Source organism: Flavobacterium aquatile LMG 4008 = ATCC 11947 (assembly GCF_000757385.1).
Taxonomy (GTDB): domain Bacteria; phylum Bacteroidota; class Bacteroidia; order Flavobacteriales; family Flavobacteriaceae; genus Flavobacterium; species Flavobacterium aquatile.
On sequence record NZ_JRHH01000001.1, the window covers coordinates 232099 to 244837 of the forward strand.

The following is a 12739-nucleotide window of genomic DNA, read 5'->3' on the forward strand; positions in this document are numbered from 1 at the left end:
TATTGTTTTGCCGCAAAGGCGCAAAGTCACTAAGTTTCTTGTTTTTATGAAAGTGTATTGAAAACAGATTTCTATTCAATACAGATTACAATTTAGCCCTGATAGCAGTGGAAATCCTTGCTTTTTTATTTAAAAAAGCAAGATTGCAACGGATAGCAGGAATTGCGACTGCAAAGTAACAAAAAAGTTTCGCTTCTAAAAATTCATTTATAAAAAAAGCTACCTAAAATTACTTTAGATAGCTTTTTCAAATTTGAGTTAGTTCTATTTCTAGTGATTGCTAGCTTTAAATTCTTTTAATTTCGCAGTCAAACGAGGTACGATATCGAAAGCGTCGCCTACAATTCCGTAATCAGCCACTTTAAAAAATGGTGCTTCTGGATCGGCATTGATAACTACTTTTACTTTAGAAGAGTTGATTCCTGCAATGTGTTGGATTGCTCCAGAAATTCCTACAGCGATGTATAAATTGGTTGCCACTGGTTTCCCTGTTTGTCCAACGTGTTCGCTGTGAGGACGCCATCCAAGATCTGAAACTGGTTTAGAACATGCTGTTGCAGCTCCAAGAACTGATGCTAATTCCTCTAGCATACCCCAATTTTCTGGACCTTTTAATCCGCGACCACCAGAAACTACAACGTCTGCATCGGCAATGGTTACTTTACCTGTTGTTTTTTCTACAGATTCTACTTTTACGTTAAAATCGGCATCATTTAATGTTGGAGCGAAATCTTCTTCAGATAATGACGAAGAAGTTTCTACTAATCCGAAAGAGTTTTTACCAATTGCAACAATTTTCACGTCAGTTGAAATTTCTGTGATATTGAAAGCTTTGTTAGAAAAAGCTGTTCTTTTTACTTGAAATGGTGCAGTTGAAAGTGGTAAGCCAACAACATTTGATGCAAATCCAGCTTCTAATCCTACAGCAACAATTGGCGCAAGATATAAACTGTCTGTTGTAGAAGAAAGTACAATTACTTTTGCACCTTCTTTTTGTGCTGCTTGTTTTACAACATCGGCGTAAGCTTTGGCATTGAAATTGGCTAATTTATCATTAGTTACTTTCAAAACTTTGTCTACACCATATTTTGATAATTCAGAAACATCTGATGTGTTTACAGTTACTGCTGTTACAGTTGTGCCAAGAGATTCGGCTACTTTTTTTGCATACGATGCTAATTCAAAAGCTACTTTTTTGAATTTTCCATCGGCTGATTCTGCGTATATTAATAATGACATAATTTTTTATTTTAAATTTTGAATTATAAATTTTGAATTAATTTAAAATTCAGAATTTATAATTTATAATAATTTTTAGATAACTTTCGCTTCATTGTGTAATGCGCTAACTAATCCGTCTAAATCGTCTGCAGAGAATAATTTTACTGCCGATTTTGGGGCTGGTTTTTCAAATTTTACCGCTTTAGTTTCTACAGAAGCCGTAACTGGTTCAAGAACTGTTAATGCTTTAGTTCTAGCAGTCATAATTCCTCTCATATTTGGAATACGTAAATCTTTTTCTTCAACTAAACCTTTTTGTCCACCAATTACTAATGGAAGTGAAGCTGCAATGATTTCTTTTCCACCATCAATCTCTCTTGATGCTTTTGCAGAAGTTCCGTCAACTTTAAGTTCTGTGCAAGAATTTACAAAGTTGTAGTTCAATAATCCAGCAAGCATTCCTGGAACCATTCCACCATTGTAATCTAATGATTCTTTTCCGCAGATTACTAAATCGTAATTTCCAGATTTTACAACTTCTGCTAATTGTTTAGCAACATAAAAACCATCAGTTGCAGCAGCGTTTACACGAATTGCCTCGTTTGCTCCAATTGCTAATGCTTTTCTTAGGGTTGGTTCAGTATCGGCACCGCCAACATTTACAACAGTAACGGTTGCTCCTTGTTGTTCTTGAAACCAAATCGCTCTTGTTAATCCGAATTCATCATTTGGATTGATAACATATTGAACGCCATTGGTGTCAAATTCTGAATCGCCATTGACGAAGTTGATTTTTGAAGTAGTATCAGGTACATGACTGATGCAAACTAATATTTTCATTTTATATAAATTAAAAGATTTTTCAGATTGTAAAAGTATAAAATATATTTCTAATATTTATATGCGTGCATACTATTTTTTTAAAAAAACATCAGTATTATATCGATTTCGTAGCTATATGTAATTTCATTGCAACAGATTTAACTTTTGTTGAATTGAAAAAACAAACTATTAACATTGATTATTTACACTTTAATATGTTTTTTTGTCGTTTTAAATTTTTATTTTTGCATTTCAAAAATCCGAAGTAATACATATTATATATGAGAACGATACAATTTAGAGAAGCTATTGCCGAAGCTATGAGTGAAGAAATGCGTCGCGATGAAGCAGTATATTTAATGGGTGAGGAAGTTGCCGAATACAATGGTGCTTACAAAGCATCGAAAGGTATGCTTGACGAATTTGGTCCAAAAAGAGTTATTGATACTCCAATTGCTGAATTAGGTTTTGCTGGAATCGCAGTTGGATCTGCTATGAATGGTTGTCGTCCTATTGTAGAATACATGACGTTTAACTTTTCATTAGTTGGAATTGACCAAATTATAAATAATGCTGCTAAGATGCGTCAAATGTCTGCTGGACAATTCCCTATGCCGATGGTTTTTCGTGGACCAACAGCTTCAGCAGGACAATTAGGAGCAACTCACTCACAAGCTTTTGAAAACTGGTTTGCAAATACGCCAGGTTTAAAAGTAGTAGTTCCATCAACAGTTTATGATGCTAAAGGTTTGTTGAAAGCTGCTATTCGTGATAATGACCCAGTTATTTTCATGGAAAGTGAGCAAATGTATGGCGACAAAGGTGAAGTTCCAGATGGAGAATATATCATTCCGCTTGGTGTTGCCGATGTAAAAAGAGAAGGTACCGATGTGACTATAGTTTCTTTCGGAAAAATTATCAAAGAGGCATTTGCTGCAGCAGATGAATTGGCTAAAGAAGGAATTTCTTGTGAAATTATAGACTTAAGAACCGTTCGTCCAATGGATTATGATGCAATTATCAATTCTGTTAAAAAAACAAATCGTTTGGTAGTTCTTGAAGAAGCTTGGCCATTTGCAAGTGTTGCTTCAGAAATTGCATATATGGTTCAAGATAAGGCTTTTGACTATCTTGATGCGCCAGTTCAAAGAATCACAACTGCCGATACGCCAGCACCTTACTCACCAACTTTATTGAAAGAATGGTTGCCAAATGCAAACGATGTTGTTAAAGCTGTGAAAAAAGTAATGTACAAATAATATAAACTATTATATTTGAGGCTTCATCAGAGAAATTTTGATGAAGCTTTTTTTTTCTAAAATTTCAATGTTGTAAGCACATGTTTAAAAAATTGTTTTTTCCGATTTTAGTATTCGCCCTATTCTCAAGTGCTGTTTTTTCGCAAACAAAGATCAGCGGAATTGTTGTTGATAAAAAAAACCAACCCATTTCTTTTGCAAGTATCGCTTTTAAAAACTCTAGTGAAGGTGTTGTGAGTAATGAAGACGGACGGTTTTATCTAGAATCAAATAAAACCTATGAAGCCTTCTTCGTAGCATTCGATGGTTATAGTTCTAGAGAAGTTGAAATCACAAAATCGGTGATGTACGACTTGAAAATTGTTCTTAATGCTGAAGAAGTTTTGCAGGAGGTTAAAATCTTTAGAGGAAAAACATCCAAAAAAAATAATCCTGCTTTAGACATTTTGAGAAAAATTTGGGAACGTAGAAGAAAAAACGGACTCAAAATGTTCAATCAATACCAATATGAAAAGTACGAAAAAGTAGAATTCGATTTAAATACAATCGATAGTGCTTTTATGAAAAGCAAGATATTTAAAGGAATGGAATTTGTTTTCGATCAAGTCGACACTTCCAAAGTTACCGGTAAAACCTATTTGCCAATGTTTATAAACGAAGCTATTTCTGACGTTTATGGAGATAATAAAAAAGGTAAAGTTAAAGAAATTTTAAAAGCCAATAAAAACTCTGGACTAACAAATGGTGATGGTGTAAATACCTTTATAAAAGACTTATATAACGACTATGACATCTATGACAATTATCTAAATTTCTTCGATAAAAGTTTTACAAGTCCACTTTCTCGAACAGGAATTGATGTTTATAATTACGTGCTTTCAGACAGTACTTTTATAGATAATAAATGGTGTTACAATATTATTTTCTATCCTAGAAGAAAGAATGAACTAACTTTTAAAGGTGATTTTTGGGTAAACGATACCACATTTGCCATTAAAAATATTAATATGGCAGTTACAAAAAGTGCTAATATTAACTGGGTTAAAGAAATTTATATCGAACAAGAATTTGAAGTATTAAATGATTCTGTATTTTTATTAACGCGCGATCATATGATGTCTGATTTTGCACTCAATAAAAAAGAATCTTCTAAAGGTGTTTATGGTAAACGCACAACATTAATTAGAAACCACAAATTCAACGAAGAAAAACCTGATAAATTCTACAAACAAGAAGTAAACTTTATTGATAATGCGGTCTATGCAAGGTCTGATGATTATTGGAATGAAAACCGATTTGAAAAACTCAATAAAGACGAACAAGGAATTTACAAAATGCTCGACACGTTAAAAACGGTTAAGAAATTCAAGCAGATGTATAATCTAGTTTCCATCTTGGGAAGCGGTTACATAGAAATAGGAAATTTTGATTACGGTCCAATTTTCTCTACAGTAGGTTTTAATGAAGTAGAAGGAATCCGACTTCGAGTTGGAGGACGAACTTACTTTGGTCCAAATGATATTTGGAGATTGCAAGGTTACACGGCTTATGGTTTTGACGATAATAAATTTAAATATGGTTTATCAGGAAAATGGATGGTCGATAAGAAAAACCGAGTAATAATCTCCGGAGGAAATCGACGCGATATTGAACAAATTGGCGCCAGTTTAACTACTACAAATGACGTTCTAGGTCGAAGTTTTGCCTCATCAAGTTTATTTAGTTCTGGAAGTAACGGAAAATTAACCAACATCAATTTAACCACAGCGGCTATCGAATTTGAACCAGTAAAAAACTTAACTTTTCAAACCGGTTTTTCATACAGAACTTTAGAATCTGCGTCCAATACTTTTAGCTTAGATTATTATACAGATAACACGTTTACCACAACTAAAAGTGAAGTAAAGCAATCAGAAGTAAACCTTCAAATAGAATACACACCAGGTAGAAAAACTATTGGTTACGGAGTAGAAAGACGCGAAGTCGATAGTCCGTACAGTCGCTTTTTTATCAATTACAGCCAAGGATTTAAAGGATTAATTGATAGCGATTTCGATTACCAAAAAGTACAATTGTATTATCGACAACCCATCACAATTGGACCACTTGGAAGAACCAATTTAACAATGGAATTAGGTAAAACTTTCGGTAAAATTCCACTCGGATTAATGAGTGTTGTGCCAGGAAACCAAACTTATTTCATCATAGGAAACACCTTCAGTAACCTGAATTTCTACGAATTTGTAACCGACGAATATGCCACTTTTCAATGGGAACATAATTTTCAAGGACGATTATTATCAAGAATTCCGTTCATGAGAAAATTAAATTGGAGAGAAATTGTAGGACTTCGAGGCGTTTACGGAACCATTTCTGATGAAAACAGACAATTAAACGCATCAGGATTAACGTATCTCGCACCCGAAAAACCCTACTGGGAATACAGCGCAGGTATCGGAAATATTTTCAAAGTTTTCCGTTTAGATTTCGGTTGGAGAGCCAATTATAGAGACGTTCCAGATGCAAGTAATTTCACTGTTAAAGGCTCGTTTGGATTTTATTTCTAGAAGCCAATCCTGCTATCCATTACAAGTCCTCGCTAAAAAAAGTGTTTTTCTACACTATAAAAAGAGCTTCCGTTGGTCGCTTTTTTACAGCAAGAAAAACTACTTTTTTTAGCTCCGGGCTTTTCATTTCTATCAGGGCTAATCCATGAAGCAAGCAATAACCCATTTAGTTTCCAAAGACGAAATACTAAAATTCATTCTCGATAATTTTGGAAATCCCATCATTCAAAAACGAAAAGAAGGATTTGCTTCCATGTGCCATATTATACTCGAACAACAAGTTTCAATTGCATCGGCAAAAGCTTGTTATGTAAAAATTGAAAATCTTCTAGGCAAAATATCGCCAAGTACAATTTTAAATGCAACTGATGAACAATTAAGATCATGCGGAGTTTCTCGACAAAAAATAATTTATTTAAAAGATTTAGCACAAAAAGTAGTAGCTAAAGAAATAGACTTTAAAAGTTTCGCAACAAAATCCGAAGAGCAAATTCGTGCCGAACTAATCACCATAAAAGGAGTAGGTAATTGGTCAATAGAAGTATACTTAATGTTTTGTCTTCAATCACAAGATATCATTCCTTTGGGCGATATCGCAATTAAAAACACATTAAAAGAATTATATAAATGCCAAACTCATGAAGAAATGCAAATGCTATCTGATAGTTGGAAACCATTTAGAACATTTGCATCTTTCACTATTTGGCATTATTATTTAAAGAAAAGAGGTAAAATCTAAATTACTTTCTTAAAAGTTTAGCATCTAAACTATATTTTCCTGCGCCAGTAAAAAACAATCCTAAGTAAATTATAAAGTAAGTAAAAGCAGTATTAAATTCATATCCATTATCTCCTTTGTTTAGTATAGAACCAGGGAAAATTACTAGAAAGATATACGCCATACAAAACAATAGAAAAAACGAGCTCACTCGAGTAAACAATCCTACTATTAAAAGTAAGCTACACAAAAATTCAGCAAAAACAGTCAAAGCCAAAGGTACTGCTCCTTTCATTCCAAGAAAACTCACTTCTTTTGCCCAAAAATCTGAATTGGCCATTTCATTAAAATGAATTAATTTTTCATAGCCAATAAAAGCCATTAAAGCGCCAATTATTACTCTAATTAATAGTAACCCAAGATCCATGTTGATCGCTTGTCCCGAAAATAATTTTAGTTTATTCATACAGTTTTTAGTTTTTTTAAAGTCCAAAATCCAGACTTAATTGGTTAGTAATTATACAAATATAGTTTTTTTTGGTAATTGTAAAATCAAGATTGTTATCGAAAATAAAAAACTGCCAAAAACCGCTATAATTTTCGTGATTTTTTATTGTAAAACTTTAATGTTTACGTACTTTTGCACTCGAAAAAATAAAGAATAAAATGACTGCAGATAAATTAAAAACGTTCGATGTTTTAATCGAAATTCCAAGAGGAAGTAGAAATAAATATGAATACGATTTTGCTATAAAAAGAATGCGTTTTGATAGAATGTTATTTTCATCAATGATGTATCCAGCAGATTACGGATTTATTCCTCAAACATTAGCATTAGATGGCGATCCATTAGATGTTTTAGTTTTAATTAACGAGCCAACTTTTCCTGGTTGTGTAATTGAAGTGAAACCAATTGGAGTGTTCCATATGGCAGATGACAAAGGTCCAGATGAAAAAATAATTTGCGTTCCAGTTTCTGACCCAATTTGGAATTCATTAGAAAATTTATCAGACATCAATCAACACTTATTAAAAGAAATTGAGCACTTCTTTCAAGTATATAAAGACCTAGAAAACAAGAAGGTAGATGTGGAAGGTTGGGGTGATGTTAAAGAAGCATACCGAATCATTAAGGAATGTATAGATCGTTTTGAAGCAATTCCTGATAGACCAAAAGGATTATTCAGCATAAAAAGTTAATAACATTATTAATAAAAGACAATCTTGATAAATTAAGATTGTCTTTTTTTTTATATGTTTGTTTTATTAACAAATATTAACAACCTATCTAATCAGTTTATTATGAATGAATTTATGATTTATGTGCCAATAATTATGGCAATAATCGGTCTGCTTTTTATGGCAGCCAAAAGAGCTTGGGTTTTAAAACAAGATGCCGGCGATGGTAAAATGAAAGAGATTTCAGATTACATCTACGAAGGTGCATTAGCTTTCCTAAAAGCCGAATACAGATTATTAGCAATATTTGTAGTTTTAGCAAGTATTGTATTAGCTGGAATTTCATTTGTAGTTCCAACTACTCATATATTAATAGTAGTAGCTTTCGTTTTCGGAGCATTTTTCTCGGCTTTAGCTGGAAATATGGGTATGAAAATCGCTACAAAAACGAATGTTAGAACAACACAGGCTGCGCGAACAAGCTTGCCTCAAGCATTAAAAGTTTCATTTGGTGGTGGAACAGTTATGGGATTAGGAGTTGCAGGTCTTGCAGTTCTTGGTTTAACTGGTTTCTTTATTATCTTATTTCAATTTTTCATGAAAGGTGTTTGGACTTCAACCGAAGACATGACTATCGTTCTTGAAACTTTAGCTGGTTTCTCTCTTGGAGCAGAATCAATCGCTCTTTTCGCAAGAGTTGGTGGTGGAATTTACACAAAAGCGGCTGATGTTGGTGCCGATTTAGTTGGTAAAGTTGAAGCAGGAATTCCAGAGGATGATCCAAGAAATCCTGCAACAATTGCAGATAACGTTGGTGATAACGTAGGTGACGTTGCTGGAATGGGCGCCGATTTATTTGGTTCTTATGTAGCAACAGTTTTGGCTGCAATGGTTCTTGGTAACTACGTTATTAAAGATATGGGCGGAAATATTCAAGACGCTTTTGGCGGAATTGGACCAATTTTATTGCCAATGTCAATTGCAGGTTTCGGAATTCTATTCTCTATCATCGGAACAATGTTAGTTAAAATTTCAAGTGATGATGCTAAAGAAAAACAAGTTCAAGGTGCATTAAATGTTGGAAACTGGGTTTCTATTGTTTTAACTGCAATCTCTTGTTATGCTTTAGTAAAATATATGCTTCCAGAAGTTATGCAAATGGAATTCTACGGTGAAGGATTAAAAGAAATTTCTTCAATGAGAGTTTTCTATGCAACAATTGTTGGTTTAGTGGTTGGTGGAGTTATCTCTTCAGTAACCGAATATTATACAGGTTTAGGTACAAAACCAGTATTAGCAATCGTTCAAAAATCGTCAACCGGTGCTGGAACAAACGTAATCGCTGGTTTAGCTACGGGTATGATTTCTACTTTCCCAACAGTATTATTATTTGCTGGTGCAATTTGGGCTTCTTATGCTTTTGCAGGTTTCTACGGAGTTGCTCTTGCTGCTTCAGCAATGATGGCTACAACAGCAATGCAATTAGCAATTGATGCTTTCGGACCAATTTCTGATAACGCTGGTGGAATTGCCGAAATGAGTGAATTACCAAAAGAAGTTCGTACTCGTACAGACATCTTGGATTCAGTTGGTAACACAACTGCTGCAACAGGAAAAGGTTTCGCAATCGCTTCTGCAGCATTAACATCCTTAGCATTATTTGCTGCTTATGTAACATTTACAGGAATTGATGGTATCAATATTTTCAAAGCTCCAGTATTAGCAATGTTATTCGTTGGTGGAATGATTCCTGTAGTTTTCTCTGCATTAGCAATGAACTCTGTAGGTAAAGCTGCAATGGATATGGTATATGAAGTACGTCGTCAGTTCAAAGAAATTCCAGGAATTATGGAAGGAACTGGAAAACCTGAATATGGTAAATGTGTAGAAATTTCTACTAAAGCTGCTTTACGCGAAATGATGTTGCCTGGAGTTTTAACAATCGGTTTCCCAATTGCAATTGTACTTTTAGGTAAATTAGTGTACGGAGATAATAACCAATTAATAGCCGAAATGTTAGGTGGATATATGGCTGGAGTTACCGTTTCTGGTGTACTTTGGGCTGTGTTCCAAAACAATGCTGGTGGTGCGTGGGATAATGCTAAAAAATCTTTCGAAGCTGGAGTTATGATTAACGGTGAAATGACATACAAAGGTTCTGATGCGCATAAAGCAGCAGTAACTGGTGATACTGTTGGTGATCCATTTAAAGATACTTCTGGTCCATCGATGAATATCTTAATCAAATTAACATGTTTAATTGGTTTAGTAATTGCGCCAATTTTAGGAAATGGTCATTCAGATGAAGCTAAAAAAGCATCTTGTTGTACTGAAATGTCAGCTCAATGTTTTTCGATGTCTAAAGAAGAATGTATCGCTAAAGGTTGTACTAGCACAACTTGCGAACACATGAATGATGCAACAACTGAAGTTAAAAAAGAAATTACTAAAGAAGTTGCTATCGAAAAAGTAAATGTTGATGGTAAAGTTAAAGCTACAATCACAACTACTTCAAATGATGGTGCACCAACTACTGAAACATTTGAAGGAACTGAAGCAGAAGTTTCAGCAAAAATAGAAGAGTTCAAAAAGAAATAAGTTTTTCTTTTTTACTAAATATAAAATGCCTTACGAAAGTGAGGCATTTTTTTATGGTTTTTTATGTAAATTTAGCCATTGATAATTACGAATATTTATGTCTAAAAAACTCACATTTTTATTATTTCTAATAGTTTCTGTTTCGTTTTCTCAGAATCAATTGCCGTTGATTCCTCAACCTCAATCTTTAAAATTGGAAAGCGGAAATTTTATTTTAAATGAAAAGACAGTAATTTATTCCAATCGAAAAGATTCTTTTGAAGCAAATTATTTGAAAGTAGTCATAAAACAACAGACAGGTTTTGATTTAAAAATTGTATCGAATTCTAAAGAAAGTAATGAAATTTCATTACAACTTTTTGATGATCAAAAACAGTTTTTAGCAGATGAAGCTTATCAATTAAATATCAAAAAAAATGTAATTTTTATTGTCGCAGATAAAAATAAAGGTCTTTTCTACGGAATTCAAACTCTTTCTCAACTGCTTCCATTAGAAAAATCATCCGAAATTAAACTTACTTGTTTAACTATAACAGACGAACCCAAATACGCGTGGCGCGGTATGCACCTCGATTGTGCCAGACATTTTTTCCCGAAAGAGTTCGTTAAAAAATACATCGATTATCTCGCCATGTACAAAATGAATACCTTTCATTGGCATCTTACAGACGATCAAGGTTGGCGTATCGAAATTAAAAAATACCCAAAACTTACCGAAGTTGGTGCATGGCGAAATGGTTCCATGATTGGACATTATTCCGACCAAAAATTTGATGATAAACGATACGGCGGATTTTACACTCAAGATGATATTAAAGAAATTGTCGCTTACGCAAATCAACGGCACATCACCATAATTCCAGAAATAGAAATGCCTGGTCACGCAGTTGCGGCATTGGCATCGTATCCTGAATTTTCATGCACAGGAGGACCATTTGAAGTTGGGAAAATTTGGGGTGTTTTAGATGATGTTTTTTGTCCAAAAGACGAAACTTTTACGTTTTTAGAAAATGTTTTATCCGAAGTAATAGTTTTGTTTCCATCTAATTATATTCATATTGGTGGTGATGAATCTCCAAAAGTGCGTTGGAAAGTCTGTCCAAATTGCCAAAAACGAATCAAAGACGAAAACTTAAAAGACGAACACGAATTGCAAAGTTATTTTATTCAAAGAATCGAGAAATTTGTAAATTCTAAAGGTCGAAAAATAATTGGTTGGGATGAAATTCTCGAAGGCGGATTGGCTCCAAACGCAGCAGTCATGAGTTGGCGTGGAACCGAAGGCGGAATTGCAGCTGCCAAACAAAAACATTTTGTTGTAATGTCTCCAGGTTCACATTGTTATTTTGATCATTATCAAGGTGAGCCAAAAAACGAACCAATTGCTTTTGGCGGATATACAACGGTTGAAAAAGTCTATTCGTTTAATCCAACTCCAAAAGAATTATCAGCAGATGAAGCCAAATATATTCTCGGCGCACAAGCCAATCTTTGGACCGAATACATAGAAACTCCAAGTCATGCTGAGTATATGATTTTTCCGAGAATGTTGGCGTTGTCTGAAGTTGTTTGGGGAACTTCAAATCCAGAAAAGTTTGCCGATTTTCAAAATAGGATGATTCAACATTTTGATGTTTTCGATAAAAAAGGAATCAATTATAGTAAATCGATTTTTGAAATTACTACAAAAGTAAATCCTTCTACTTCTGGAAACGGAGTAGGATTCGAATTAAAATCGGCCAATAACTCTAACGGAATTCGATACACTACCGATGGTTCGACTCCAAATTCAAGTTCAATTCAATATTTCAATCCAATTGAAATCACAAAGGGTCAAACTATAAAAGCAGCATTATTTGAAAATGAAAAACAGAAAAGTGCGGCAATTGAACAGCGATTTTATTGGAGTAAAGCAGTTGGAAAAAAGATAACTTTAGTAAATCAACCACATGAAAATTATAGTATCGGTGGCGCATTAACTTTGGTTGATGGAATTATTGGAAATCGAAGTAAATTCGGTCGTGATTGGCTAGGTTTTTCAGGTAAAGATTTGAATGCTGTAATTGATTTAGGTGAAGCACAAACTATATATAAAGTCAAGCTTTGCGTTTTAGAAAGTCAAGGAAGTTGGATTTATTTTCCAAAGAAAATTGAAGTTTTAATTTCTTATGATGGGCAAGATTTTGAAAGTGTTGCCCAAATCAATTCATCAGAAATTAAAGATGTAAAAGGTGAAGTTGTGTTGAAAGTTAAATCAAAGAAAGCTCAGTTTATAAAAGTAATAGCAACTAATTTAGGTAAGATATCAGATGGAAATCCAGGCGCAGGCTCAGATGCTTGGTTGTTTGTTGACGAAATTGGTGTAGAATAAAAAA

The 12739-nt window shown here is 33.8% G+C and carries 9 protein-coding genes; 6 read left to right on the top strand and 3 right to left on the bottom strand.

The genetic code is table 11. From position 1 onward, the window contains the following. Positions 1 to 270: 270 nt before the first annotated feature. A complete protein-coding gene (locus LG45_RS01010; protein ID WP_035123537.1) occupies positions 271 to 1239 on the bottom strand; it encodes an electron transfer flavoprotein subunit alpha/FixB family protein in 969 nt (322 codons plus the stop codon). Between the two features lie 75 nt (positions 1240 to 1314). Next, complete coding sequence (locus LG45_RS01015; RefSeq protein ID WP_035123539.1) at positions 1315 to 2061, bottom strand: electron transfer flavoprotein subunit beta/FixA family protein; 747 nt, start codon at positions 2059 to 2061, stop codon at positions 1315 to 1317. A 263-nt stretch (positions 2062 to 2324) separates the two neighbouring features. Between LG45_RS01015 and LG45_RS01020 the strand changes: the two genes are divergently transcribed. The 3 genes from LG45_RS01020 to LG45_RS01030 all read left to right on the top strand — a co-directional run bounded on the left by LG45_RS01020 (position 2325) and on the right by LG45_RS01030 (position 6608). After that, the gene (locus tag LG45_RS01020; RefSeq protein ID WP_035123541.1) at positions 2325 to 3302 is read left to right on the top strand and encodes a pyruvate dehydrogenase complex E1 component subunit beta; all 978 of its coding nucleotides are present in this window, start codon (positions 2325 to 2327) and stop codon (positions 3300 to 3302) included. Positions 3303 to 3382: 80 nt separating this feature from the next. Then, a complete protein-coding gene (locus tag LG45_RS01025; RefSeq protein ID WP_035123543.1) occupies positions 3383 to 5869 on the top strand; it encodes a DUF5686 family protein in 2487 nt (828 codons plus the stop codon). Positions 5870 to 6014: 145 nt separating this feature from the next. Continuing rightward, positions 6015 to 6608: a DNA-3-methyladenine glycosylase family protein gene (locus LG45_RS01030; RefSeq protein ID WP_035123545.1), complete on the top strand. Its 594-nt coding sequence runs from the start codon at positions 6015 to 6017 to the stop codon at positions 6606 to 6608. A gap of 1 nt (position 6609) precedes the next feature. Here LG45_RS01030 and LG45_RS01035 read toward each other — a convergent pair whose 3' ends face one another. Beyond that, positions 6610 to 7053 carry a DoxX family protein gene (locus tag LG45_RS01035; RefSeq protein ID WP_035123547.1) on the bottom strand — a complete coding sequence of 148 codons (444 nt, stop codon included), beginning with the start codon at positions 7051 to 7053 and terminating at the stop codon, positions 6610 to 6612. Between the two features lie 200 nt (positions 7054 to 7253). Here LG45_RS01035 and LG45_RS01040 point away from each other — a divergent pair, with 200 nt between their 5' ends. The 3 genes from LG45_RS01040 (at position 7254) to LG45_RS01050 (ending at position 12735) form a co-directional block, all read left to right on the top strand. Then, positions 7254 to 7787 carry an inorganic diphosphatase gene (locus tag LG45_RS01040; protein WP_035123549.1) on the top strand — a complete coding sequence of 178 codons (534 nt, stop codon included), beginning with the start codon at positions 7254 to 7256 and terminating at the stop codon, positions 7785 to 7787. A gap of 102 nt (positions 7788 to 7889) precedes the next feature. Continuing rightward, the gene (locus LG45_RS01045; protein WP_035124243.1) at positions 7890 to 10364 is read left to right on the top strand and encodes a sodium-translocating pyrophosphatase; all 2475 of its coding nucleotides are present in this window, start codon (positions 7890 to 7892) and stop codon (positions 10362 to 10364) included. A 97-nt stretch (positions 10365 to 10461) separates the two neighbouring features. Then, a complete protein-coding gene (locus LG45_RS01050; protein ID WP_035123551.1) occupies positions 10462 to 12735 on the top strand; it encodes a glycoside hydrolase family 20 protein in 2274 nt (757 codons plus the stop codon). The last annotated feature ends 4 nt before the right edge of the window (positions 12736 to 12739 follow it).